This window comes from Hymenobacter sp. PAMC 26628 (assembly GCF_001562275.1).
Taxonomy (GTDB): Bacteria; Bacteroidota; Bacteroidia; order Cytophagales; family Hymenobacteraceae; genus Hymenobacter.
On record NZ_CP014304.1, the window covers coordinates 3223425 to 3246804 of the forward strand.

A 23380-nucleotide genomic window follows, 5' to 3' on the forward strand; every position below is an offset into this window, starting at 1 on the left:
GCCGCCATGAACCCCGCCGCCCCTTCGGCCCTCACCGACCTGGTGCGCCGCCTGCGCCACCTCGAAATCCGCATCCGCCGGGCCGTTGAGGCGCAGGTGCAGGGCAACGCGCGCTCCATTCTCAAGGGCACGGGGCTGGAATTTGACGACGTGCGCCTCTACCAATACGGCGACGAGGTGCGGGCCATCGACTGGGCGGTGAGCAGCAAGGGCCACGGCACGTTCGTGAAAACCTACAAGGAAGAGAAAGAACAGCAGGCGCTGATGCTGCTCGACGTGAGTGCCTCGCTCGACGCCGGGCCCGCCGCGCGCCGCAAGCTCGACCTGGGCCGCGACGTGGCCGGGCTGCTGGCCCTGTCGGCGGCCCGCCAAAACATCCCGTTGGGCCTGCTGGCGTTTTCCGACCAGAAGGAGCTGTACCTGCCCCCCGCCAAGGGCATGCGCGGGGCCTACGCCCTGGTGCAGCGGCTGTTTGCGCTGGTGCCCCGGGGCCGCCACACGGCGGTGGGCGCGGCTATTCGGCAGGCGCTGGGGCTGCTCATGCACCGCAGCCTGGTGGTGGTCATTTCCGACTTTCTGGACCAGAACTACGAGCGAGAAATTGCCCTGCTGGCCCGCCGCCACGACCTAGTAATCATCCAGGTGCACACCCCACGCGAGCAGCAACTGCCGCGCCTGGGCATTGTGCCCCTGCGCGACGCCGAAACCGGGGCCACCCGCTGGGTGAACACCTCGGGCCCCGGCTTTCGGGCGCGCTACGCCGCCGGGGCCCAGCAGCACGCTGCCCAGCTGGCCGCCCTGTGCCGCCGCCACCGCGCCAGCTACCTGGCCCTGAGCACCGAAGAAGACTTCGTGCCGCCGCTGGTGGCCCTGATCCGCCAACGCAACCGCGCCGGGGCCCGTGGCTAAGGCGCGCGCGCTGCTGGGGGCGCTACCGCTGGCCGGGGCCCTATTGCTGGCCGGGCCGGCAGCGGCCCAGGGCCCCGGGCCCGACCGGCCGCGGGGCCGCTTTTTGCAGCCCACCACGCGCATCGGCCAGCCGCTCGACTACGAGCTAAGCTACCGGCACGACCCGGCCGAGGAAGTGGTGTTTCCCGATTCGCTGGCCGGCTTCGCGCCGTTTGAGTACGCCGGGCGCAGCTACTCGCCCACCGTCACGCGCCAGGGCCGTAGCCTCGACCGGGCGGTGTACCACCTGCGCACGTTTTCGCTGGCCCCGGTGCAAACCCTGGCCCTGCCCGTGGCCGTGCTCAGCGGCGCCGATACCCTGACGCTGCGCCCGGCCCCGGCCACCGTGCGCGTGCTGCTTTCGGCCCCGGCCGCGGCGCTGGCCCCGGGGGCGGGGCCCCCGGCCCTGCGCGCGGCCACGGCCCTGGCGCCGGTGCCGCCGCTGTTCAACTACCCCTACTGGCTGGCCGGCACGGGGGCCCTGCTGCTGGGGCTGGCGGGCGGCGCGGCGCTGTTTCGGCGGGGCCTGCGGCGGCGCTACGACGCCTACAAGCGGCGCAAAAACCACCGCTACTTCCTGGCCCAGTTTGCGCGCCACGCCGAGCGGTTCACGCTCTCGCAGTCGGCGGCCAACGTGGAGCGCGCCGTGGCTTTGTGGAAAAACTACCTCGCCGGCCTCGAAAACAACGCCCTCAACTCCTTCACCACCCGCGAGATTGTGGACTACTTCGGCCACGACGACGACGTGCGCCGCGGCCTGGCCACCACCGACCAGGTGATTTACGGCAACGGCTTGTCCGACGACGACGGCGTAGAAATCGAGCGCGCCTTCCAGCGCCTGCGCGTATTTGCTGAGCACCGCTACGCCGTGCTGGCGCAGGCCAAGTAGGGCCCCGGCGCTGGGGCCCTAGCGCGCCAGCGCCCGGCCCACCACCAGGCACGAATTGATGAGGTTGTGGGTGGCCATGGCGGCAAAACAAGAGCCGCTGCGTTCGCGCACCCACAAAAACAGGGTGCCCCACAACACCAGGTCCGCCACTTGCCCAGGCCAAAATTGCACCTGCGGCACCACTTGCAGCGGGCTGGTGCGAAAAGTGATGCCGTGCGCCAGCACGAAAAGCAGCACGCTGACCACGCCGCCCCAACTGGTCCGCGTGCCCAGAAATGGCAGGTTGCGCGGAAACGCCCGGCTCAGCAAGCCCAGCAGCGTGCCCCGAAAAAACAGCTCCTCGGCAATGCCCGGCATGGTCAACTGGTACCAGAAGCTTTCCCACGCCTGCGAGGGCCCGTAGCCCTGGGTGATGACGGTACTCACCAACTGCACCGTGGCCAGCCCCAGCACCACCGGCCCCACCGCGCGCCACGCGCCGGGCAGCGGCCGCACCAGGCCGGTTTCCAGCGGGCTCACCCACTTGCCCCCGTAGATGACGAGCAGGGACACCAGGATGCTGAACAGCTTGCCGGTCCAGTTGTATTTCAAACCGAACAGCAACGCCGGCCACCAAATCGGCACCATGAGTACAAATTCGCTCACAGCGCACAGGAGCGCCGCCAAAACGATGGGGCGCGGGGCCCGCACCAGCCGTGGGGCGCACAGCAGCAGGCACAGCAGACCCCAGAAAACTCCGTTCATAAAAATTCGCCAGCGAAAAAAGCGTTGCGGTTCCGGCCCCAAAGTACTCCCGCGGGGCCCTAGTTGCGGCCGCTTACTTTTGCAGCGGCCCATCCATTACTTCGCCCATGCACCTTCTCTCCGTAAACATCGGCTTGCCCCAGGACGTGGATTGGCGCGGCCAAACCGTGCGCACCAGCATCTTCAAGCAGCCCGCCGCGGGGCCCGTGGCCGTGTTGGCCGAGCACCTGGCCGGCGATGGCCAAGCCGACCTGCGCGTGCACGGGGGCCCCGACAAGGCCGTGTACGCCTACCCGCACGAGCACTACGCCTACTGGCAGCAGCACCTGCCGCCCGCGCTGCTGGTGCCGGGCGCGTTCGGCGAGAACTTGACCACCAGCGGCTTGCTCGAAAGCGCCGTGCCCGTGGGGGCCCGCTACCGCGTGGGCACCGCCGTGCTGATGGCCGTGCAGCCGCGCCGCCCCTGCCTGAAATTGGGCATCCGCCTGAACGACCCCAGCATGGTCCGGCGCTTCGAAGAAGCACGGCGCAGCGGCGTCTACTTTCGGGTGGTACAAGAGGGAATAATCCAGGCCGGCGACGCCCTCGCGCTTGTCGAGCCCGGGGCCCCCGGGGACGTTACCATCCAGGACATGGTAGATAGCAACGAATTACCTAACAAGGACTTCACCAAAATCGCAGCCATGCTGCGGCTACCCAACCTCTCGCCTTCCTGGCGGGCGCGGCTCGAACAAATGCTGGCCGCCAGCGGCCGCTGAGGCCCCGGCCGCCGGGGCCCCACGGGCCGGGCCACATCGACGGCAATGGCCCTGGCGGCCCCCCGGCCAGGTACGAAAGAGCGGAACGCATACGGAACGGGGATGAAGCGGTGGTGGGGCCCCGGCACGGGGCCGGCCGCAAGGTAGGGGCCCCGCGGCCCCGCCCCTGCTTGCATGGCCCGCTCCGCCGGGGCGGCCCGTACTTTTGCGCCAATGAGCAGCTTTCCCGAGTTTTTGCGCTACGCCACCCTGGCCGGCTACCAGTGGCAGCACCCGTTGCTGCTGCTGCTCATCGGGGCGGTGCCGCTGCTGTTTCTGCTGCGCCGGGGCCTGGCCCACCGCTGGCGCGCGCAGGTGCCCGTGACGCTGGCGCCCGGCGTGGCCCCCGGGGCCGGGGCGGTGGCGCTGCTGCGCTTCGTGCCCGATGCGGTGCTGGGCCTGGCCCTGGTGCTGGCCGTGGTGGCCCTGGCCCGCCCCCAGCGCACCGACGAGCGGGTAGAGCAAACCGGCCGCGGCATCGACCTGGTGCTGGCCGTGGACGTGTCGGGCTCGATGGAAATCCAGGACCTGCGCCCCAACCGCCTCGAAGCCGCCAAGCGCCTGGCCACCCGCTTCGTGAACCGCCGCGCCGGCGACCGCCTGGGCCTGGTGGCCTTCGCCGGCACGGCCTACTCGCTGGCGCCCCTCACCACCGACTACGACCTGCTGCGCGAAGACCTGGCCAGCCTCAAGCTGGGCCTGATTGCTGACGATGGCACGGCCATCGGCACGGCGCTGGGCGTGGCCATCAACCGCTTGCGCGAATCGACGGCCCGCTCGCGTGTCTGCATTTTGCTGTCCGACGGCGAAAACACCGGCGGGGCCCTCGACCCGCTGCTGGCCGCCCGCCTGGCCCACGCCTACGGCATCCGCCTCTACACCATCGGGCTGGGCAAAGACGGCTTCGTGCCCTTCGGCCAGGACTCGCTGGGCCGCCCGCGTTTCGTGCAAACCCGCCTCGACGAAACCACGATGCGCGAGCTGGCCCAGGCCGCCGACGGCCAGTTCTTTCGGGCCACCGACAACGCGGCGCTGAGCCAGGTATTTGCCCGCATCGACGGCCTCGAAAAGTCTGACATCCGCCAGCTGCGCTACCGCAACACCAAGGATTTTTACCGCCCCTACCTGGCCCTCAGCATCGCGCTGTGGCTGCTGTGGCTGGCCCTGAAAAGCACGTTCCTCAGCAACCCGCTGGAGGATTAGCTGTTGTTGGTTGGATGATTGCTGCGGCGCTATTTGGCCGTTATCATCGGGCCGTCATGCTGAGCCTGTCGAAGCATCCCTCCCGCTCACTATTCACTCATTACCGCCGCGGGAGAGATGCTTCGACAGGCTCAGCATGACGGCCTAATGATAATGAACGTGATGGCCAAACTTTGACTGCGTTGGCAGTCCGCCCCTACCCCACCTTACCTTTGCCCCATGCCCAGTATTGCCGACAACATCCACGCGTTTGAAGAGAAAATAGCCGGCACCGGGGCCCGGCTGGTGGCCGTCACCAAGACCCACCCCGTGCCGCTGCTGCAAGAAGCCTACGCCGCCGGCAGCCGCCTCTTCGGCGAAAACAGGGCCCCGGAAATGGCCGAAAAAGCCCCCCAGCTGCCGCCCGACGTGGAATGGCACCTTATCGGCCACCTCCAAACCAACAAGGTCAAGCTCATCGCCCCGTTCGTGCACACGGTGCAGAGTGTGGACAGCCTGCGCCTACTGCAAGAGCTTGACCGCCAGGCCGCCCGCCACAACCGCGTCATCCGCGGGCTGCTGCAATTCCACATCGCCGAGGAGGAAGCCAAAACCGGCCTCTCGCTGCCCGAAGCCGAGGAAATCCTGGCCTCCGCCGAGTTTGGGGCCCTGCAACACGTGCGCCTCACCGGCGTGATGGGCATCGCCACCAACACGCCCGACGCAACGCAGGTAAGCCAGGAATTTGGCCAGCTCCGCAGCTACTTAGACGCGCTAAAAGCCAAGCATTTTGCCGACGACGCCGAGTTTCGCGAAATCTCGATGGGCATGAGCGGCGACTACGCCCTGGCCCTGGCCGCGGGCAGCACGCTCATCCGCGTGGGCAGCGCCATCTTCGGCCACCGCGGCTAGCAGCACAACGTAGCGTGGACGCTGCGAGTCCGCGCGTTTCGCTTCGTCCTGCCGGTTGTCGTTGGGCAACCGTTCAACCGCGCGGGCTCGCAGCGTCCACGCTACAACCTAATAATCTAAACTTTATTTCACCTAAATGACTGCTCGCCTTCTCATTCAAATTGCCGCCGCCCTGGGCTTTCTGGGCGTGGCCATCGGTGCCTTCGGGGCCCACGGGCTGCGGCCCATGCTCGAAGCCTCGGGCCGGTTCGACACTTTCGAAACCGCCGTGCGCTACCAGTTTTACCACACGCTGGCCATGCTGGCGGTAGGTGTGCTGTGGGTATTCCGCCCCGAGCTGCGCCTGGGCCTCGTGGGCAACCTGTGGCTGGGGGGCGTGCTGGTGTTCAGCGGCTCGCTGTACGCGCTGTGCTTTACGGGCGTGACGAAGCTGGGGGCGGTGGCCCCGGTGGGCGGCCTGCTGCTCATCGGCGGCTGGCTGGCGCTGGCGCTGGCCGTGCGCAACCTGTAGGGCCCCGGGGCCCCCGCCCCGTTCCGAACCGCACGCAAAAAGGGCGGCCCGCTGGTGCGGGCCGCCCTTTTTAGCTTTTGCAAAAGCCTGGCTTAGTTGGCTTTGGTGGTGCTGGCGGCGGCAGCGCCGGCTTCCTTCACCTCGCCCACGAGCGACACCGTGGTGGGGCCCGCGGTGGCGTTCGACTCGATGGTCAGCACTTTGTTCTGCATGCCCATTTTGCCGGCCGAGTTGAAGTGGGCGGCAATGGAACCAGTTTTGCCGGGCATCACGGGCGCCTTGGTGTACTCGGGGGTGGTGCAGCCGCAGCTCACGCCGATGTTGGAAATGATGAGGGGCTGGGTGCCGGTGTTCTTGAATTTGAACGTGTGGTCAACCATGCCGCCTTGGGCCACCGAGCCGAAGTCGTACTTCGACTCTTCGAAGGTGATGGCCGGGCCGGCCGTTTTGGCGGCGGCCGCGGCGGGCTTCGCGGTTTGGGCCTGGGCAGTGAAGCCGGCGGCGGTCAGGCTCAGGGCGAGCAAGAGGGCTTTTTTCATAATTGTAAGGAAACGGGATGGGTTGAGGAGCAGCAGAAAGGCGACGGGTAAAATTACGCGTTTTGGCGGGCTTGGCAAATCCGGGGCCAAAGCCGCCGCCCGGGGCCCCGCACCGCCGCCGCAACAGCGCCCGCGCCGCGAAAATTCCAGGGCCCCCAGCTAGCCGTCAGTCCTCCACCGGCGGGTCGCTCACCAGGCGCTGCTGGAAATTGAGCAGAAACAGCCGTTCCGAGGCCCGCGTGATGGCCGTGTACAGCCAACGCGCAAACTCGCCCGCCAGCGGCTCGTCGGGCTTCAGGAAGCCGTGGTCCACGAACACGGCCTGCCACTGGCCGCCCTGCGCCTTGTGGCAGGTGAGGGCGTAGGCAAACTTGATTTGCAAGGCGTTGAGGTACGGGTCTTTGCGCATTTCCTTGTAGCGCTCGGCCTTGGTTTTGAGGTGGGCGTAGTCGGCGGCCACGGCCTGGTACAGCTCGTTGTTGCGGTCGGACGGCAGGGCCGGGCTCTCGGTGTGCAGCGTGTCGAGGAGCAGCTTCACCTCCAGCTCGGGCTCGTCGGGGTAGTCCACGAGCCGCACCCGGGCCTGGGCAAAGTGGAAGCCGTACACCTCCTCGCGCCGGATGATCTTGCTGATTTGCAGGAAGTCGCCGTTGGCCAAAAACCCGATTTCCGAGTCCTTATCGAGCCAGTAGTAGTTGTTGCGCACCACCATCAGGTAGTCGCCGCCCTCAATCTCCTCCTCGGCATCAAACAGGGCCCTCCGGATGAGCTGGTTGTACTGGTTGGCGTTGCGGTTGGAGCGGCAGATGATGGTCGTGTTCTCGTGCCCAAACTCGCGGTAGGCCCAGCGCAGACCGTCTTCCAGCTTGTCGCCGCCCATCTTAAACATGTCGCGGAAGCCCAGGGTGTGCAGCTGAATGTTGGGCACCGGCTGCCGCAGCTCCTCGCGCAACTCCGTGGCGTTCACCAGGATGCCCGAGTTCAGGGCCTGGCGCATCACCTGGCGCAGCTCCACAGTGGCCACTTGGGCGCGGAAGCGGTGGGCCAGGCCCTCGGGGTCGAGGGCGGGGCTCAGGAGCTGGCCCACCGGCGGCAGCTGGGCCGTGTCGCCGATGAGCAGCAGCTTATTGGTCTGCTTCTCGAACACGAAGTTCATCAGGTCGTCGAGCAGCCCGGTTTCGCCGAACGCCTTTTCGTCGGAAATCATCGAGGCCTCGTCCACGATGTAGAGCATCTGCTCCACCCGGTTGGGCTGCCGCTGGAAGCTGAGCCGCTCGGCCGGGGCCCCCGAGGTTTGGCGGTAAATCTTTTTGTGGATGGTGCCGGCGGGCACGCCCGCGTAGCCGGCCATCACCTTGGCGGCGCGCCCCGTGGGGGCCATCAGCGTGTACTTGCGCTGGAGCTGGTGCAGCCACTGCACCAGGGCGCTGACGACGGTGGTTTTGCCCGTGCCCGCGTAGCCGCGCAGCACAAACACCTTGCGCCCCGGCAGCTGGTCGCGCAAAAACTCGTCGAGCTTAGCAAACAGCAGCGCCTGGTCGTCGGTGGGCTCGTAAGGGAAAAAGTCGCGAACGGAAGGGTGACGAACGGAGAGCATAGAGAACTTGGTAGAGCAACAACTTTTCTTGGGTCCTTGCGTGTTGTATAGATGCAGACCTGCGCTGTTATAGGCAACTGCGCACTATATTTGTAATGGATGGGGTGAAAGCCCTGACCCCCCGGGGAGACGCAGCATGCTGCGCTCCCCATTTTTTTAGCCAATTTTTCCGCGGAAGGTGTTGTTTAAGATTTCCTGTCGCGTGAAATGGTGCAACGCACCAGGCAGTAAGATGGCTACTTCCGCAATATTTACGGCGCGCCTAACGCGGCCGTGGATGGCCTGCTCCAATAACTGGCGGTCAAGCTCTTCCGCTACCTGAATCAGCACGCGGGCCGCTTGACGGCTGGCCCCGCGCAAGGCTTTGTCAATAGCATTGGCAGTACGGCCTTCAGGTACTTTAAATTCCCATTCCATTCCGTCGCGGGTGGCGTCCGGGCTTTTGACTCCCTGCAAATCGTATACCGGCAGCAGCCGAACCCGTTCCCCAAGAGCCGCTAAGAATAAGGCAATGGGAATATTTTGGCGGCTTTCCAGCTTGCCGTGGGTTTCGTGCATATCGACGAAGCTGCCATCGTCCCCCTGAAACAACCGAAAGTAGCCAACCGGAGGATTTTCAAACGACTGGCTCACGCGACCGGTTCAATCACCGCCATCGTGGCCGAGGCTTTGGCCACCAGCAGGCCGTCGCACCACACCTCGGCTTCGCAGAAGTGCAGGCGGCGGCCGGCCTTCAGTACCCAGCCGACGGCGGTGAGCTTGTGGCCCACGCTGGGGTGCAGGTACGACACGCGCAAGTCGGCCGTGACCACGCCGTGGTCGTCGGGCACGAGGGTGACGGCGGCGAAGCCCGCGGCCAGGTCGGCCATTGTGGCCACCATGCCGCCGTGCACGAAGCCGCGCTGCTGCTTGTGCTGCTCGCCGATGAGCAGCTCGGCCTCGATGCGGCCGGGGGCAATTAGGGTCAGGTCGGCCCCCACGTGGTGCATGAAGTTCTGGCGCAGCAGCTTGCGGCGGATGCGGGCTTCGAGGTCGTCGGCGAGGGCTGGGTTGGGTAGGTCAGGTGTCAAGGCGTAAGCGGAGCGGGTGGAGGTACGGGACTATGTACCGTTTTGTACTTGTCGTAATTTTTAAGGGCGTTTAAGAACTGAATCGCGGCGGATTTCTGCAATTTCGCCCCGCCCTGGGGGCCCCGGGCAAAGATAGGTGGCGGGCCGGCCGCGGTAGAACAGCGGCGAAACGGTGGCTTTTTTCCTACTTTAACGGGCATGGAAACCCTCCCTCTCACCGAATACATTGTGGCCGGGGCCCTGGGCCTGGGCCTGGCCGCCAGCAGCGGCTTCCGGGTGTTTGTGCCGCTGCTGGCGGCCAGCGTGGCGCACCACTTTGGGTGGCTACCGGCGGCGCCGGGCTTCGCGTGGCTGGGCTCGTGGGCGGCCATGCTGGCGCTGGCCGCGGCCACGGTGTTCGAGGTGCTGGGCTACTACCTGCCGGTGGTCGACAACGTGCTTGACGCGCTTACCACGCCGGCGGCCGTGGTGGCGGGGGCCCTGCTGATGACCTCCTCACTACCCCACCTCGACCCGGCCTTGCGCTGGGGGCTGGGCATTGTGGTGGGCGGCGGCACGGCCGGGCTGGTGCAGGGCGGCACGGCGCTGCTGCGGGCCGGCGCCACGGCCACCACCGGCGGCCTGGCCAACCCGGTATTATCCACCCTCGAAAACGTGCTGGCCGTGGGCGGCGCTGTGCTGGCCCTGGCGCTGCCGCTGGTGGCCGGCGTGGGGGCCGTGGCCCTGGTACTATTTGGGCTGGGACGGCTGCGGCGCTGGCGGCAGCGGCGGGCGGTGCGCCGCGCCGGGGCCCCGGCGGCGCAGGGCCCCGGGGCTGTTTTGCCACCTTGTATGCATTTTTTGCGTACAGCCTGCGCGCCTGGCCAACTGCCGGGCTTCTTTTGAGTTGCAATGACCGATTATTCCGTTCCGCCATCTGACACGCTGCTGGCGCTGTATGCCGGCCAGGTGCGCGTGCGCGTGGGCGGCCTGCTGCTGCACGACAACCGCCTGCTGCTGGCCGCCCACCGGGGCCTGCTGCCCGTGGGGGCCCCGTTTTGGTCGCCGCCGGGCGGGGGCTGGCAATTTGGCGAGAGCCTGCACGAGGGGCTGGTGCGCGAATTTCAGGAGGAAACCGGGCTGGCGGTGCGGGTGGGCCGCTTCCTGCATTTGCACGAGTTTCGGCGCGACGGCTTGCAGGCGCTGGAGCTGTTTTTTGAGGTGCTGACCACCGACGGGGCCCCGCCCGCCCCGCGCCTGGGCCACGACCCCGAGCACGCCCCCGATGCCCAGCTGCTCACCGAGCTGGCCTGGCACACCCCCCGGCAGCTGCTGGCCCTGCCGCCGGCGCACGTGCACCCGGTGCTGCGCGGCCTGCTCAGCATCGACGACGTATTTGTGCCGCAGCTGCGGTTTGGGGGGTAAAGCGGGCGGGGCGCGCGGCTGTATCTTGCGGAGCCGTTCGGCTTTTTGCTTTGCCCGTGCCCGTTTCCACCGCTCCTTTCCCTGCTTCTTCGGCCGCGCCCGTTGCCCCGGCCGCACTGTTGCGCCTGCGCGACGATAGCTTCGACCCCAACCACCGCGCCGCCTACAACCTGTACCTGACCGTGGGGGCCGGCCGCCTGCGCGTGGCCGCCGTGGAGGTGGCCCGCCAGTCGTTTGTGCTGCTCGAAGACTACGCCCTGCCGCCCGGGGGCCTGCCCGCCCTGGCCGCCGCCCACGACTGCCTGGGGCGCGCCGGCTGGCACGCCGTGCGCCTGGCCACCACCGGCCGGGCCTTCACGCTGCTGCCCGCGGCCCTGTTCCGGCCCGGCGACGAGGCCGCCGCCCTGCGCCTGCACCACACCCTGGGGCCCGCCGAGGCCACCTACGCCCGCCCCCACCCCAGCCTCGATTTGGTGAACGTGTTTGCCGCCGACGCGGACCTGGCCGCCTGGCTGGCCGCCACCCACGGGCCCAGCGGCCAGCTGCTGCACCACACCAGCGGCCTGCTGGCGGGCCTGGCCCACCAGCGCGACGCCGGGGCCCCGCGCCGGCTCTACCTCTGCCTGGGGGCCCAGGAGCTGACGCTGGTGGTGCTGGGGCCCCAACTCCAGTACTGCAACGTATTCCCCTTCGCCACCGCCGAGGACGTGCTCTACTACACCGTGCTGGTGATGCAGGAGCTGGGCCTGAACCCCGACCAAGACGAGCTGACCGTGTGGGGCGAGCTCACGCACGACTCGGCCTTGTTCACGCTGCTGCGCAACTACGTGCGCAACGTCCGCTTTGGGCCCCGGCCCTACGACTTGTTCTACAGCTACCGCCTCAACGAGGTGTTCGAGCACCGCTACTTCGACTTGTTCAGCCTACACTTTGTCTAACCGGCTGTGGAGCGTAGGCCAGGCGCGGGGCATCGGCCCCGGCTAAACACGTCGCGCCCAGCTTACAACCCACCGGCCCATACCCCTTCCCCGTGCCCCGCATTGCCCTTTTTCCCGGTTCGTTCGACCCGTTTACCAACGGGCACCTTGATGTGGTGCGGCGCGGCACGGCACTGTTTGACGAGGTGATTGTGGCGCTGGGCACCAACAGTAGCAAGCAGCGCTACTTGCCGCTGGAACAGATGCTGGCGCTCATCCAAGGCGTGTTTGCCGACGAGCCGCGGGTGTCGGTGCGCACATTTCGGGGCCTCACGGCGGTGTACGCCCGCGAGGTGGGGGCCCAGTTTCTGCTGCGCGGGCTGCGCAACACCACCGATTTTGAGTACGAAAACACCATCGCCCAAGCCAACCGCCACGTCAACCCCGGCCTGGAATCGGTGTTCCTCATCACGGCCCCGCCGCTGGCGGCTATTAGCAGCACCATCATCCGCGACATCCACCGCTACGGCGGCGACGTGCACGATTTTGTGCCCTACCCCCTGCCGCCCGCGCCGCCTTTTTAGCGCTGTTTTTGAATCATCAAACCCGGAGAACACTCGTGCGTCACTGCGTGGACGCCAGGTTAAGCACGACGGCCTTGTTGCTTGCTTTTGATGCCGCAACCAGCCAGAACCTACCGGCTACCCGCGGGGCACGATGCGCAGGCCCACCAGCCGGGTGCTGCGGTTGACGGCGAACACGGGCAACAGTAAGTAGCCGGGGGCTTCGGCCAGCAGCCCGGTGCGGCGCATGAGGGCCTCTTCGTCGTTGCCCAGCACCAGCAAATCGAGCACGCGGCGGGTGCGGGCGTCGTAACTGGCCACCACCGTCAGGCCCCGCGGCTGGAAAGCCAGCGTCGAGTCGGTCCCGGACCGCCGCACGGGGTCCTGGAAGCCGGCGGGCAGGGCCCGGGCGGGCCCCAGCTGCCGGCGCACTTCGTCAATGGAACGGCCCACCACGGCCGCCAGGTTCACAGCCGGGGCCGCCGCCGTGCGGGCGGGCGGTACCGATACGCGCGCAGTGGAGCTATCTTCTCGTTCGCGGGCCCGCGAGCAGGCCAGCTGCGCCGCAGCCCCCAGCAAAAGCAACGGCAGGAACTTAGCAAAACGGCGCATGGCGGCAAGATAAATTTATTTCCCGGCGGTGGCGGTTTCTTTCGAGGACTTGCCGCCGCCGGCCTTGCTCAGGTAGTGGCGCATCACCAGGGCAATGGACGCGTAGGAATCGTCGAGCTTGGCCAGGGCCTCCTGGGGCGTCATCCAGCGCACTTCCTCGATGTATTCCTCGGCCTGGGGCTTCATCACCGAGTCGTCGAGGCACTGCATCACAAACCAGCTGGTTTTCTTGAGCATCTTGTTGCCCTTGTAGGCGTAGCTGTGCCAGGTGCTGGGCAGCTCCTCGCCGATGGCCAGCTTGATGTTGGTTTCCTCCTCCACCTCGCGCAGGGCCCCCAGCACGGTGTCTTCGTCGCTTTTGAGCTTGCCCTTGGGCAAATCCCACTTGCCGAGGCGGTAAATCATCAGTACCTGGCCATTCTTCACCACCAGCCCACCAGCGGCTTTGGCAATCTTAAACTGGTCCTTAAGGTGTTGGATGAGCAGGCTTTTCTTGCGCACCAGCATGGTGAGGGAGGTCAGCTTTTTGAGCTTTTTCACCTCCATCAGCCGCAGCAAGCGGTCGAGGAACGCGGTGGTGGCGTCGCGCACCAGCACGTCGCCCACCAAGTCCTTGGATGTGAACTGCTGCTCGGGGCCCAGCACCAGGTCGTATTTGTGCTTGTACACTTTCTCGCTTAGCTTTTTGATAACCAGCGGAATATCGTTGATGAAGAGATTCATCGGAGCAAAGGTCGGGGAATGAATGGGCCGCGGGCCGCCGTGGGGCCCGCCCCGCAAGATACGGGGCCGCGCCGCTTTGGGTGGGCCGGGGCCCATCTTTGCCGCATGAAACGCATTGGCCTGCTCTCCGACACCCACGGTTATTTCGACGAGCGCATCGCGCACCACCTGCGCGGCTGCGACGAAATTTGGCACGCCGGCGACTTCGGCACCGCCGCCGTGGTGGGGGCCCTGGAAGCCCTGGCGCCCGTGTTCCGGGGCGTGTACGGCAACATCGACGGGGCCGACGTGCGCCGCACCGAGCCCTTGGTGCAGGATTTTGTGGTCGAGGGCCTGCGCGTGCTCATCACCCACATCGGCGGCTACCCGGGCCACTACGCCCCGGCGGCCCGCCCCCTGCTCGACGCCGCCCGGCCCGGCCTGTTCGTCACGGGCCACTCGCACATCCTGCGCGTCGTGCCCGACAAGGCCCGCGGCCTGCTGCACCTCAACCCCGGCGCGGCCGGCCGCCACGGCTTCCACCAGGTGCGCACGCTGCTGCGCTTCGGCGTCGAGGCCGGCAAAGTCGTGGACTTGCAGGCCGTAGAACTGGGCAAGCGGGGGGCCCTGGAGTAGTGCCGCAGTTTGGGCAGGCGGCCAGGCAAACGGCACGCGGACAGGAGCCGATTGGCTTGCCAGAGGACGAGCGTTCCTACTTGGGCATTTTTGCTACATCGCCAAGGGTCAGCACCTTGTAGGCAACCCCCAGCACGGCAGCGTTTTCCTCCACCGTGTCTTTAAACCCGGCCTGCCGGCGGCGCTGGTTCACCTGCGCCGGGTTCTGGATGGGCCAGACGAAGGGCGGCTGCCCGTTGTAGCCCCTCGCCTGTGTGCCGTACAGCTGCTCTTTGCCATCGTTCATCAGCTGGCGGTCCAGCATCGCGGCTTACCGGAAGAAGGGCAGCTCCCCCTATTCGGCAGCCGCTTTCATCATCGGCAAGTACTGGGGGATTGTGGCCGGGGTGTGCTGGATAACGCTCCACACGGCCTCATTGGTAGGTGCGCCCACCAGCGACTTGCCAGGGCAGCCGTCCTGCTTCACAATGGCTTATATGCGCCCCAAGTCGGTGGCGTCCACCCGGTGCATCCGGTCCATGAGGGTGGCGTTGAGCACGGCTTTCGTCACTCCCAGCGCGGCCGCCAACGAATCTGGGTTGCGGTTGATGCGCGGGTCAAACAGCATGGCGCGGTAGCGCTGGTCCACCGCGTAAATGCTGTCGAGCTCGTGCTTGAGCCGGAGGTTGAGCTTTGCCTGCGCTGCCGCCGGCAAGGCCAGCGCGCTGAGCAGGGCAGCGTGAACGAAGGATTTTTATTTACCCAAATTAAGACCTCGCGCCCGAAAAACTGGCCAAGCGTTCTTGCCCGGCTCCTTCGTTCGCTTTCGGGAATGGGGCCCCGGAAGTAAGGAGCCTGAATAAAACGCAAAAAGCGCCTTCCCGCGTGGGAAAGGCGCTTTTAAACGATGGCAGCTGCTGGGCAAAAATCCTTACAGCGCGATTTCGGGCTTGGGGTGCTCGCCGCTCTGGCCGTCTTCGTTCACGGGCTTGGTTACGGCTTCGGCGGCGTCGAAATCGGCGGCGTTCTCAGCAGTTTTGTCAGCGGCGGGGGCGTCAGCGCCCACGGCGTGCTTTACGGTGTCCATTACGGTGCCAGCCACCTCTTTGGCCTTGTCCAGCACTTCGGAATGGCTAACCGCGTCGATGGCATCGCTCACCGCGTGCTTGGCTTTTTCCAGCACTTCGGAGCTCGATACGGCCTCCACGGCATCGCTCACGGCGTGCTTAGCTCGGTCAAAAAACGACTCGCCGCCGGCCGCCGGAGCAGCAGCTTCGCTCACCAGGTCCTTGGCTTTTTCAACCACGGGCGCGTGCACCACGGCGTCCGTTGCGTCGCTCACCGCCTGCTTGGCTTTGCCGACCACCTCGGAGTTCGAAACGGTTTCCACGGCATCGGTAACGACCTGCTTGGCTTTGTCAACCAGCGAATCGGCTTTAGCGGCCAGCGAATCGGCTTTAGCGGCCAGGGCAGCGCCCGCCGGCGTGGTGAAGCGGCTCTTCAGCTCGTCCAGGTCCACGTTTTTCAGCACCGGGGTACGGAGCAGGTTTTTGATGATGTGCTGCTTGTTGTTGGCGCGGGCAATGTTTTTGCGGTGCTTGCGCTTGAGGCGGGTAACGGACATGGTGCCGGGCGGTTAAGGTCTTATTGCTTAGGAAATGGAGGGCAAAAGTACGGTTTTAATTCGGAAAGTAAAAACGAGGGGGCATTTAACGGGTTTGGGGCCCGGCCTGGGGCCCCACGGGCTACTTTTGCAATGGGCCGCCGCTGGCCCATTGCCCGATTTTTCTTCGCTGCTCCCGCTATGTCCTCCCCCGCCCTACCCCTCGTCGATTTGCGCTCCGACACCGTGACGCGCCCCACCCCGGCCATGCTCGAAGCCATGTTCGGGGCCCCCGTGGGCGACGACGTGTACGAGGAAGACCCCACCGTGGCCCGCCTCGAAGCCGCCACCGCCGCCCGCTTCGGCCTGGAAGCCGGCTTGTTTTGCCCTTCCGGCACCATGACCAACCAAATCGCCATCAAGGCCCACACCGAGCCGCTGAGCGAAGTGATTTGCGAACAGACGGCCCATGTGTACCTGTGGGAAGTGGGCGGCATCGCCTTCCACTCGGGGGCCAGCGTGGCGCTGCTGCCCGGCGAGCGGGGCCGCCTCACGGCCGCGCAGGTGGAAGCGGCCATCCGGCCCGCGAACGTCCACTACCCCACCACGCGCCTCATCTGCCTCGAAAACACCCACAACCGCGGCGGCGGCAGCTGCTACGCCTGGCCCGAGCTGGTGGCCATTGCCGCGGTGGCGCGCCGCCACCAGCTGCCGCTGCACCTCGACGGGGCCCGGGTGTTCAACGCCGCCGTGGCCACCGGCCAGCGCACCGAGGACTACGGCCAGCTGTTCGACTCCATTTCGGTGTGCCTGAGCAAGGGGCTGGGGGCCCCGGTGGGCTCGGTGCTGCTGGGCTCGGCGGCGTTCATTCAGAAGTGCAAGCGGCTGCGCAAGGCCTTCGGGGGCGGGTGGCGCCAGGCCGGCTACCTGGCCGCGGCGGGCCTCTACGCGCTGGAACACAACGTGGACCGCCTCGCCGACGACCACGCCCGCGCCGCTCGCCTCGCCGGGGCCCTGGCCCGCCAGCCCTACGTGGCCGAGGTGCTGGCGCCGGAAACCAACCTCGTCATTTTCCGCCTGCACGCCACGCTGCCCACCGCCACCTTCCTGGCGCATTTGGAAGCCCACGGCATCAAAGCCAGCGAGTTTGGCCCCCAGTGGGTGCGCTTCGTAACGCATCTCGACGTGGACGACGCCGGCCTGGCCCGGGTGGAAGCCGCGCTGGCAATGAGTGAGTTGGTGAAGGACTGAGTTGGTGATTGGAAGAATGGGTAACTGGTGTTGCGCAGTGGCTTGCCCTGGCGCGAGTTGCCAGGGTACCTCGCCGTTGGGCAGCCGGGGCTGCGCGCGGCCTTGGTTGCGGCGCCTGCGGGGCGCGGGGCCGGCCATTTTTTCTTCGTTGCCGTTAATAAGGCTGCATGAATTTATTTGTTATCGGCGATGTGCACGGGTGCTTCCACACGTTCAGCGCCTTGCTGCGGCACTGGCGGCCGGCCACCGAGCGCCTCGTGCAAGTGGGCGACCTCGTGGACCGTGGTACGGACAGCCCCGGCGTAGTGGAACTGGCCCGCCAGCTCCAGCAGCACAACCCTGCCAACGCGGTGTTTTTGATGGGCAACCACGATTGGGGCATGGCCCAGCACCTGGGCCCCGGCGGGCCGCTGTCCGAGTGGCTGGGCTGGGGCGGGCGCGAAACCCTGCACCAATACCAATTCAACCACCCAGCCTGGCTGGGGCCCCACACGGCCTGGCTCGGCGAGCGGCCCTACTTTTGGGAGAGCGACCACCTGCTGATTTCGCACGCCGGCCGGGCCGACACCGCTTTTCCTTTCGACCCTACCAACTCCGACGGCTCGCTTTGGCGCCGGGGCCCCCTGCTGAACCTGGGCAAGCTGCAAGTGGTGGGCCACACCCCCACCGACGACGGCCACCCGCGCTTCGACGCCGCCGCCCAGGCCCTGTACCTCGACACGGGCGCCTACCGCGGCCAGTCCCTCACCGGCGTGCGCCTGAGCGAAACGGGCGAGGTGCTGGAAATCATCTCCTTGCCCACCGACCCGCGCGATTTGTCCTGACGCCGGGAGCAATTTTGCGGGGGTTGGGGTTTACCAAGGCTCCGTTTATTCGCCGTTTTATGTCCCAAACCGCCGCCCTCCAGCACCTCAGCGCCACCGATCCGGTGCTGGCCGCCCTCATTGCCCGGGGCCCCGCCATTGCGCCCCGCGCCCACGAAGACCTGTACCTGGCCCTGCTGCGGGCCATCGTCAGCCAACAGATTTCAACCAAAGCGGCGGCCGCCATCTGGGGGCGGTTCACAGCCCTGTTCCGGCCCGAGGGCTACCCCGAGCCGCGCATCTTGCTGGAAATGAGTGAGGACGACCTGCGCCAGGTGGGCCTCTCGCGCCAGAAAGCCGGCTACCTCCAGGCCATTGCCGCGTACAACGAGCGCGGCCTGCTCGACTACGAGCACCTCACCAGCCTTTCGGAGGAAGCCTTTACCCAGCACCTGACGGCCATCCGGGGCGTGGGCCGCTGGACGGCCCAGATGCTGCAGATGTTTGCCCTCGACCAGCCCGACGTGTTCGCCGAAGGCGACTTGGGGGTTCAAAACGCCATGCGCCGCTACTACGGCCTCGAAACCACCGGGCGGGCCCTGCAAAAAGAAATGCTGGCCCTGGCCGAAGCTTGGCGCCCCTACCGCACCCTGGCCTGCAAGTACCTCTGGCAGAGCCTCGACCAGAAAACCGAACTAGAGTCGCTTACGGGTGCGAGGCAATTAAAAATTGACCCCACTCAGTCCCGGCCCGTCAGCTCGATTTGCTCGACGCATTTGTAGTGGCTGCCCTTTTTCTGCATGATGCCGATGTTGTTGATGTTCAGACGCATGTTGTAGGTGCTCTCGTTCAAAAAGTGCAACACGGGGCCCAGGGTTTCGGGCGTGGTGTCGTGCAGGGCCAGCGAGAGGTGGGGCAGCCAGCGCGAGGGCGCGTTGAAGCGGTCGGTGCCCTTGCAGAGCGGCTGCGTCACATCCAGCACCCGCTGGTGCAGGTGGTTGAGGTCGAACGAGCGCAGCACGGGGATGTAAATCACCGGCTTGGGCCCCGGGAAGATGCCGATGCCCGTGGTGTAGGCCGAAAACGGCGGCGTGGTGGCGGCCACTTCAACCAGGGAGTGGTGCAGCGTGCCGATGCTGCGCACCCCCGCCAGCATGAACGTGAAGTGCGGCGCAGGCGTGGCCTGCACGGCCTTCAGGCCAAACTTGGCTTCGAGTTCGGTAATGATTTTGTTGACCCGCTGGGCATTGCGCGGGTGCAGCATGGACGTGATGGCGAGCATTGCAACGGGCAAAAAAGCGGACAAAAACCTGGGGCCCCGGGCCCCTACTGGAACCGCAGCCGGGCGATGGTGAACTGGCTCACCGGCGGCTGTTGGTTGGCCTGCAAGGCGTTGAGGTTGGAATAGAGCACGTAGCCGTCGGTGCCGGTGCGGGCGGCCAGGGTGGTGGGGTACTGCGGCGGCGTGGCGAAGGTACCGCCGAGCGCGGCGGCGCCCCAGCCGTTGGCGGTGGTCAGGCGCTGCACCTTGGCCTGGGCGTTGGTGCTCACTTGCAGCGTGTTGTTGTCTTGCAGGCGCATGCCGTCGGCCCCGGTCAGGTTCAGGCCGGTGGTGGCCACGCGGCTGAAGGTGCTGGGGTCGCTGAGCGGCACCTTGAATAGGGCCCCCACGTCGGACTTGGCCACCAGCAAGTAGCCGTCGGGGTGGTACACAATGCCGTTGAGGCCAAACGTGCCGGCCGGGGCCGCGAACTGCGCATTGTTCAGCAGCACCGTGGCGTTGCCCTGCAGGTCTACCTTATAGATGACGGGCGCGAAGCTGTCGGTCACGTAGGCGTTGCCCTGGGCGTCCACGGCAATGTCGTTGGCGAAGTGGTTGAGGCCGGGCAGCAGGGCCCCCAGGTCCACGGCGCGCACCAGCTGGCCGTTGTCGCGGTTGAAGATGGCCAGGCGCGCCAGCTTGCGCAGCGTGGCCGCGGTGCTGCGGGCGGTGTTGTAGCCGGGGTCCGACACGGCCACCAGCACGCGGTTGCGGCCGGCGTCCAGGTTCAGGCCGATGCTCGACACCAGGGCGGCGTCGGTGGCGAATTCGGTGTAGGTGCCGTTATCCGTCACGGCCCCCACAGTGCCCGCGGTTTGCGAACTGACCAGAAAGCGGCTGCCGGCGGCGTCGTACTGCATGCCTTCGGGGTAAAGGCCGGCCTTGGTGAAAACCACCGTTTCGGGGGCCTCGGGCTGGGCAATTGGAATGTCGTTTTTGGAGCAGGCGGCCAGGGCCAGCAGGCCGGCCAGCGGGGCCAGGCGGCGGGCCGGGGCCCTAAACGGAGCAAAAAGGGACGGGCGAGCGGGCATGAATGGGGGATGAATGCAACAATGGTTGCGTTGCCATACGCCCCGGCGCGGGGCGCGGTTGTGCCGCCGGGGCCCCGGCGCGGCACCGGCCGGGCGTTGCGCGCCGTACCTTTGCCCTTCAATACGCCGCACCCGATGATTTCCATTTCCGACCTCGACTTTCACTTTGGCTCCCGTGCCCTGTACGACCACGCCAGCCTGCACATCAAGCCCAAAGACAAAATCGGCCTCATCGGCCTCAACGGCACGGGTAAGTCCACGCTGCTGCGGCTGCTGGTGGGCGAGTACAAGGCCGACGGCGGCAGCATCTCGATGAGCAAGGAAGTGAGCCTGGGCTTCCTCAACCAGGACCTGCTGAGCTACGACACCCACGAGAGCATCCTGCACGTGGCCATGCAGGCCTTCGAGGAGGCGCTGCGCTTGCAGGACGAGATTGAGGCAATTTTGGTGAAGTTCGAAACCGACTACACCGACGACCTGGTGGAGAAGCTGGCCAACTTGCAGGAGCGGTTTGAGGCCCTGGGCGGCTACACCATGCAAGCCCGCGCCGAGGAGATTCTGGAGGGCCTGGGCTTCAGCACCGAGGAGCTGCAAAAGCCGCTGAAGTCGTTTTCGGGCGGCTGGCGCATGCGCGTGATGCTGGCCAAAATCCTGCTCCAGCAACCCTCCCTGCTGCTGCTCGACGAACCCACCAACCACTTGGACCTGCCCAGCATCAAGTGGATTGAAAACTACCTGGCCGACTACGAGGGCGCCGTCATCATCGTGAGCCACGACCGCGAATTCCTCGACCGCACCACCAACACCACGGTGGAAGTAACTGGCGGCAAGCTGGTGCCCTACGCCGGCAACTACTCGTATTACCTGGAAGAGAAAGAGGAACGCAACCTCATCCAGAAGGGCGCTTTTGAGAACCAGCAGTCGCAAATTCGGGCCGCCGAGCGCTTCATCGAGCGCTTCAAGGCCAAGGCCAGCAAGGCCAAGCAGGCCCAAAGCCGCGTGAAGGCGCTCGACAAATTGGAGCGCATCGAAGACGTGGCCCAGGACGCGGCCAAGGTCAACATCAAGTTCCAGTTCAAGGTGGAGCCCGGCCGGCACATCCTGCGCATGGAGCACGTGACGAAGAAGTACGACGAGAAGCTGATTTTCCGCGACACGAACGTGCACATCGAGCGGGGCGATAAAATTGCGCTCATCGGCGCCAACGGCAAGGGCAAGTCGACGCTCATGCGCCTGGTGGCCGGCACCGAGGCCCCCACCGCCGGCAAGCACCAGCTGGGCCACAACGTCATCATGTCGTTCTACGCCCAGCACCAGCTCGAAAGCCTGACGCTCGACAACGAGATTTTGCAGGAGATGAGCGAGGCCGGCTCGAAGCGCAACGACATGGAGCTGCGCTCGGTGTTGGGCTCGTTCCTGTTCACGGGCGAAGAAGTGTTCAAGAAAATCAAGGTGCTGAGCGGCGGCGAGAAAAGCCGCGTGGCCCTGGCTAAAACCCTGATTTCGGAAGCCAACTTCCTGCTGCTCGACGAACCGACCAACCACCTCGACATGGTGTCGGTGAACATTCTGATTCAGGCCCTGGAGCAGTACCAGGGCACGTTCATCGTCATCAGCCACGACCGGTTCTTTGTGGAGAACGTGGCCACCAAAATCTGGTACATCGAGGATTTCCAACTGAAGGAGTACCCCGGCACCTACGCCGAGTACGAGCAGTGGCAGGAAGACCGCGAGAAAGCCGCCAAAAAAGCCGGCCTGCCCAGCCCCAGCGCCCCCAAGCCGGTGCCCAAGGAAGAGAAAAAAGCCGAAACCGCCCCTGCTAAAACTGCCTCACCCGACCAGAAAAAGGCGCTGAAAGAATTGGCCGAAGTAGAAGCCAAAATCGACACCCTGGAAAAAGAATTAGCCGGCTACGAAAAGGAGCTAGCCGACCCCAAAATCTACCAAAACGCCGCGCAGCTCAAAGACGCCACGGTGAAATTTGAGCAGGTAAAAAAGGAATTGGGCCGCCTGAACGACCGCTGGGAAATGCTGGCGGAAATGTAATTCTGGGTAGTTATTAAAATCAAAAAGCCTCTCTCAAAGCAAATTGCTTTGAGAGAGGCTTTTTTTGGGTAGCGCCCAGTTTCGATAAGAAATGAAAAATAATTATTTTTCAACTACTAGTGCTTAGTCAGGGTAGTTAGTTGCCCTAATTTTCTGGTAGTGTCGGCCGAGGTTGGTGCGGGCCTTTTCGAGGGTAAACTGCCAGTGGACGGTGGCGCGGGCGGCGTTGCGCTGGGTCACGCAGGCGGTGACGTGGGCCGTGAGTTCTGCCAGGGTGGGGATGCGCTGGTGCAGGCAATGGCGGGCAATGGCGGAGCGTTCGAGTTCGACCATATGGAGCCAGGAGGCGTTTTGGGGCGTGTAATGCCCCTCGAAACGCGCGGCCAGTACGCGGGCTTCCGCTGCGGGCAGGTGCTGATAAAAGACGGCGTCGGCAGGGGTATTGAGGTTATCCTGCACCCGCACGATTTTTTCAGCCTGTGGGTCGGCCGCCGCCAGGGCCTGCACGAAGCGGCAGTAGTCGGCCCCGGTACGGCGGGCCGACACCTCGACCAGGCGCTGGCCCGTACCCGGCTCAAAAGCGGCCAGCAGGCAGGCCGTGCCCTGCCGCACGTAGGGGCTGCTTTCGCGCCGGGGCCGCCCGGCCTTGGCCGGTTGTGCGCCCGCAGCCGGTTGAGCGGGCACCGGCGGCCGCGGCTCGACCGGCTGGCCGTGCAACACGCAGGGGCGCTCATCGAAGCAGGCGACGGGAAAGCGCGGGTCGTGGGGCCGCTCGTACACCGCCAACACGTCCTCCGTCCGGGCCACGAATGCGGCGTTCACTGCCCCCCGGCACCCGTGCTGCTGGCGGTGAGGCCGCAACTCGTTTTTTTGAGCACTTGGCGCACCGTTTCGTGCGAAATGGCCCCGACCAGCGCCAATTCCACCGCCTTGTCGGCCAGCAAGCGCAGGGCCCAGCGGCGGTGGTCCACCGGGGCCGGCGTGCAGGCCAGCGCCGTCACGGCGGCGTGCGGCGGCCCGCCGCTACGCGGGGCCTCGGCCAGGGCAGCTTGCCAGCCCGCGGCTTCGTAGCGGCGGCGCACCTGGCTGACGGCCTGGCGGCTGCGGCCAACGGCCTGACCGGCCGCCTGCTGGCCGATACCGGTGGCCAGGGCCAGCAGGACCTGCGCCCGGCGCACCGCCCGCACGGGCCGCCGGCCCATGCGCGTAAAGTTTTCGAGGGCGGCTTGGTCAGCCGCCGGTAGGGCAAAGGGAGTGATTGGTCGAGCCATGGGCCCCCAACTCCAAGCTCCTTACTTTGTTGCCTAATTCGTTTGACACAGC

At 66.1% G+C, this 23380-nt stretch carries 30 protein-coding genes; 15 read left to right on the forward strand and 15 right to left on the reverse strand.

The features are described 5' to 3' along the window. The first annotated feature begins 6 nt into the window (after nucleotides 1-6). Nucleotides 7-909 carry a DUF58 domain-containing protein gene (locus tag AXW84_RS14060; protein ID WP_068234381.1) on the forward strand — a complete coding sequence of 301 codons (903 nt, stop codon included), beginning with the start codon at nucleotides 7-9 and terminating at the stop codon, nucleotides 907-909. Further along, entirely contained in the window at nucleotides 902-1837 is a 936-nt protein-coding gene (locus AXW84_RS14065) for a hypothetical protein (protein WP_068234383.1), read from the forward strand. Before AXW84_RS14060 ends, AXW84_RS14065 begins: the two co-directional genes overlap by 8 nt. An 18-nt stretch (nucleotides 1838-1855) precedes the next feature. On the opposite strand, the gene AXW84_RS14070 is transcribed toward AXW84_RS14065, so the two are convergent. Further along, nucleotides 1856-2581, reverse strand: coding sequence for a CPBP family intramembrane glutamic endopeptidase (locus tag AXW84_RS14070; RefSeq protein WP_068234386.1), 726 nt, complete (start codon nucleotides 2579-2581; stop codon nucleotides 1856-1858). Nucleotides 2582-2688: 107 nt separating this feature from the next. Between AXW84_RS14070 and AXW84_RS14075 the strand changes: the two genes are divergently transcribed. From AXW84_RS14075 to AXW84_RS14090, 4 genes are all read left to right on the forward strand, one after another. After that, the gene (locus AXW84_RS14075; protein WP_068234390.1) at nucleotides 2689-3339 is read left to right on the forward strand and encodes an MOSC domain-containing protein; all 651 of its coding nucleotides are present in this window, start codon (nucleotides 2689-2691) and stop codon (nucleotides 3337-3339) included. 213 nt (nucleotides 3340-3552) lie between these two features. After that, complete coding sequence (locus AXW84_RS14080) at nucleotides 3553-4581, forward strand: vWA domain-containing protein (RefSeq protein ID WP_068234392.1); 1029 nt, start codon at nucleotides 3553-3555, stop codon at nucleotides 4579-4581. Between the two features lie 219 nt (nucleotides 4582-4800). Beyond that, a complete protein-coding gene (locus tag AXW84_RS14085; protein ID WP_068234395.1) occupies nucleotides 4801-5472 on the forward strand; it encodes a YggS family pyridoxal phosphate-dependent enzyme in 672 nt (223 codons plus the stop codon). 136 nt (nucleotides 5473-5608) lie between these two features. Then, the gene (locus AXW84_RS14090) at nucleotides 5609-5983 is read left to right on the forward strand and encodes a DUF423 domain-containing protein (RefSeq protein WP_068234400.1); all 375 of its coding nucleotides are present in this window, start codon (nucleotides 5609-5611) and stop codon (nucleotides 5981-5983) included. A gap of 92 nt (nucleotides 5984-6075) precedes the next feature. On the opposite strand, the gene AXW84_RS14095 is transcribed toward AXW84_RS14090, so the two are convergent. From AXW84_RS14095 to AXW84_RS14110, 4 genes are all read right to left on the reverse strand, one after another. Beyond that, nucleotides 6076-6522: a DUF1573 domain-containing protein gene (locus AXW84_RS14095; RefSeq protein WP_068234402.1), complete on the reverse strand. Its 447-nt coding sequence runs from the start codon at nucleotides 6520-6522 to the stop codon at nucleotides 6076-6078. A 166-nt stretch (nucleotides 6523-6688) separates the two neighbouring features. Then, nucleotides 6689-8119 carry an ATP-dependent DNA helicase gene (locus AXW84_RS14100; protein WP_068234405.1) on the reverse strand — a complete coding sequence of 477 codons (1431 nt, stop codon included), beginning with the start codon at nucleotides 8117-8119 and terminating at the stop codon, nucleotides 6689-6691. 156 nt (nucleotides 8120-8275) lie between these two features. Beyond that, nucleotides 8276-8752: a hypothetical protein gene (locus tag AXW84_RS14105; RefSeq protein WP_157887026.1), complete on the reverse strand. Its 477-nt coding sequence runs from the start codon at nucleotides 8750-8752 to the stop codon at nucleotides 8276-8278. After that, nucleotides 8749-9189, reverse strand: coding sequence for a PaaI family thioesterase (locus tag AXW84_RS14110; protein ID WP_068234410.1), 441 nt, complete (start codon nucleotides 9187-9189; stop codon nucleotides 8749-8751). The genes AXW84_RS14105 and AXW84_RS14110 overlap by 4 nt, the downstream gene beginning before the upstream one ends. Nucleotides 9190-9387: 198 nt before the next feature. On the opposite strand from AXW84_RS14110, the gene AXW84_RS14115 reads away from it, so the two are divergent. The 4 genes from AXW84_RS14115 (at nucleotide 9388) to coaD (ending at nucleotide 12094) form a co-directional block, all read left to right on the forward strand. Next, nucleotides 9388-10074, forward strand: coding sequence for a DUF4126 domain-containing protein (locus tag AXW84_RS14115; protein WP_071891346.1), 687 nt, complete (start codon nucleotides 9388-9390; stop codon nucleotides 10072-10074). Between the two features lie 6 nt (nucleotides 10075-10080). Beyond that, nucleotides 10081-10593 carry an NUDIX domain-containing protein gene (locus tag AXW84_RS14120; RefSeq protein ID WP_068234412.1) on the forward strand — a complete coding sequence of 171 codons (513 nt, stop codon included), beginning with the start codon at nucleotides 10081-10083 and terminating at the stop codon, nucleotides 10591-10593. A 56-nt stretch (nucleotides 10594-10649) separates the two neighbouring features. Beyond that, the gene (locus tag AXW84_RS14125) at nucleotides 10650-11531 is read left to right on the forward strand and encodes a DUF3822 family protein (RefSeq protein ID WP_157887027.1); all 882 of its coding nucleotides are present in this window, start codon (nucleotides 10650-10652) and stop codon (nucleotides 11529-11531) included. Between the two features lie 92 nt (nucleotides 11532-11623). Further along, nucleotides 11624-12094 (forward strand): pantetheine-phosphate adenylyltransferase, encoded by a 471-nt coding sequence (gene coaD, locus AXW84_RS14130; protein WP_068234417.1) that lies wholly within the window; start codon nucleotides 11624-11626, stop codon nucleotides 12092-12094. A 117-nt stretch (nucleotides 12095-12211) separates the two neighbouring features. Here the strand turns inward: coaD and AXW84_RS14135 are convergent, their stop codons facing one another. Beyond that, nucleotides 12212-12685: a hypothetical protein gene (locus AXW84_RS14135; protein ID WP_068234420.1), complete on the reverse strand. Its 474-nt coding sequence runs from the start codon at nucleotides 12683-12685 to the stop codon at nucleotides 12212-12214. Between the two features lie 15 nt (nucleotides 12686-12700). Beyond that, nucleotides 12701-13408: an NUDIX hydrolase gene (locus tag AXW84_RS14140; protein WP_068234422.1), complete on the reverse strand. Its 708-nt coding sequence runs from the start codon at nucleotides 13406-13408 to the stop codon at nucleotides 12701-12703. A gap of 105 nt (nucleotides 13409-13513) precedes the next feature. On the opposite strand from AXW84_RS14140, the gene AXW84_RS14145 reads away from it, so the two are divergent. After that, on the forward strand, nucleotides 13514-14023 hold the full coding sequence (locus tag AXW84_RS14145) for a metallophosphoesterase family protein (RefSeq protein ID WP_068234424.1): 510 nt from the start codon (nucleotides 13514-13516) through the stop codon (nucleotides 14021-14023). 76 nt (nucleotides 14024-14099) lie between these two features. Here AXW84_RS14145 and AXW84_RS14150 read toward each other — a convergent pair whose 3' ends face one another. The 4 genes from AXW84_RS14150 to AXW84_RS14160 form a co-directional block, all read right to left on the reverse strand. Then, nucleotides 14100-14327, reverse strand: a complete 228-nt coding sequence (locus tag AXW84_RS14150) for a hypothetical protein (protein ID WP_068234426.1) — start codon at nucleotides 14325-14327, stop codon at nucleotides 14100-14102. Between the two features lie 30 nt (nucleotides 14328-14357). Continuing rightward, nucleotides 14358-14489, reverse strand: coding sequence for a hypothetical protein (locus tag AXW84_RS26255; RefSeq protein WP_257722065.1), 132 nt, complete (start codon nucleotides 14487-14489; stop codon nucleotides 14358-14360). Nucleotides 14490-14495: 6 nt separating this feature from the next. After that, the gene (locus tag AXW84_RS14155) at nucleotides 14496-14717 is read right to left on the reverse strand and encodes a hypothetical protein (RefSeq protein ID WP_068234428.1); all 222 of its coding nucleotides are present in this window, start codon (nucleotides 14715-14717) and stop codon (nucleotides 14496-14498) included. A 216-nt stretch (nucleotides 14718-14933) separates the two neighbouring features. Then, on the reverse strand, nucleotides 14934-15626 hold the full coding sequence (locus tag AXW84_RS14160) for a hypothetical protein (protein WP_068234429.1): 693 nt from the start codon (nucleotides 15624-15626) through the stop codon (nucleotides 14934-14936). 180 nt (nucleotides 15627-15806) lie between these two features. Between AXW84_RS14160 and AXW84_RS14165 the strand changes: the two genes are divergently transcribed. The 3 genes from AXW84_RS14165 to AXW84_RS14175 all read left to right on the forward strand — a co-directional run bounded on the left by AXW84_RS14165 (nucleotide 15807) and on the right by AXW84_RS14175 (nucleotide 18441). Further along, a complete protein-coding gene (locus AXW84_RS14165) occupies nucleotides 15807-16856 on the forward strand; it encodes a threonine aldolase family protein (protein WP_068239449.1) in 1050 nt (349 codons plus the stop codon). A 167-nt stretch (nucleotides 16857-17023) separates the two neighbouring features. Next, on the forward strand, nucleotides 17024-17680 hold the full coding sequence (locus AXW84_RS14170; protein ID WP_068234430.1) for a metallophosphoesterase: 657 nt from the start codon (nucleotides 17024-17026) through the stop codon (nucleotides 17678-17680). A 59-nt stretch (nucleotides 17681-17739) separates the two neighbouring features. Further along, nucleotides 17740-18441, forward strand: a complete 702-nt coding sequence (locus tag AXW84_RS14175; RefSeq protein ID WP_082773902.1) for a DNA-3-methyladenine glycosylase family protein — start codon at nucleotides 17740-17742, stop codon at nucleotides 18439-18441. Here AXW84_RS14175 and AXW84_RS14180 read toward each other — a convergent pair. Together AXW84_RS14180 and AXW84_RS14185 are read right to left on the reverse strand one after the other, a co-directional pair. Next, a complete protein-coding gene (locus AXW84_RS14180) occupies nucleotides 18399-18941 on the reverse strand; it encodes a 2'-5' RNA ligase family protein (protein ID WP_068234433.1) in 543 nt (180 codons plus the stop codon). The genes AXW84_RS14175 and AXW84_RS14180 overlap by 43 nt on opposite strands. 44 nt (nucleotides 18942-18985) lie before the next feature. Beyond that, nucleotides 18986-20011, reverse strand: coding sequence for an SMP-30/gluconolactonase/LRE family protein (locus tag AXW84_RS14185; RefSeq protein ID WP_068234436.1), 1026 nt, complete (start codon nucleotides 20009-20011; stop codon nucleotides 18986-18988). Between the two features lie 135 nt (nucleotides 20012-20146). Between AXW84_RS14185 and AXW84_RS14190 the strand changes: the two genes are divergently transcribed. Continuing rightward, entirely contained in the window at nucleotides 20147-22057 is a 1911-nt protein-coding gene (locus tag AXW84_RS14190; RefSeq protein WP_068234439.1) for an ABC-F family ATP-binding cassette domain-containing protein, read from the forward strand. 123 nt (nucleotides 22058-22180) lie between these two features. On the opposite strand, the gene AXW84_RS14195 is transcribed toward AXW84_RS14190, so the two are convergent. Further along, nucleotides 22181-22879 carry a transposase gene (locus tag AXW84_RS14195; RefSeq protein ID WP_071891348.1) on the reverse strand — a complete coding sequence of 233 codons (699 nt, stop codon included), beginning with the start codon at nucleotides 22877-22879 and terminating at the stop codon, nucleotides 22181-22183. Next, nucleotides 22876-23328, reverse strand: coding sequence for a helix-turn-helix domain-containing protein (locus AXW84_RS14200; RefSeq protein WP_082773904.1), 453 nt, complete (start codon nucleotides 23326-23328; stop codon nucleotides 22876-22878). Before AXW84_RS14200 ends, AXW84_RS14195 begins: the two co-directional genes overlap by 4 nt. Between the last annotated feature and the right edge of the window lie 52 nt (nucleotides 23329-23380).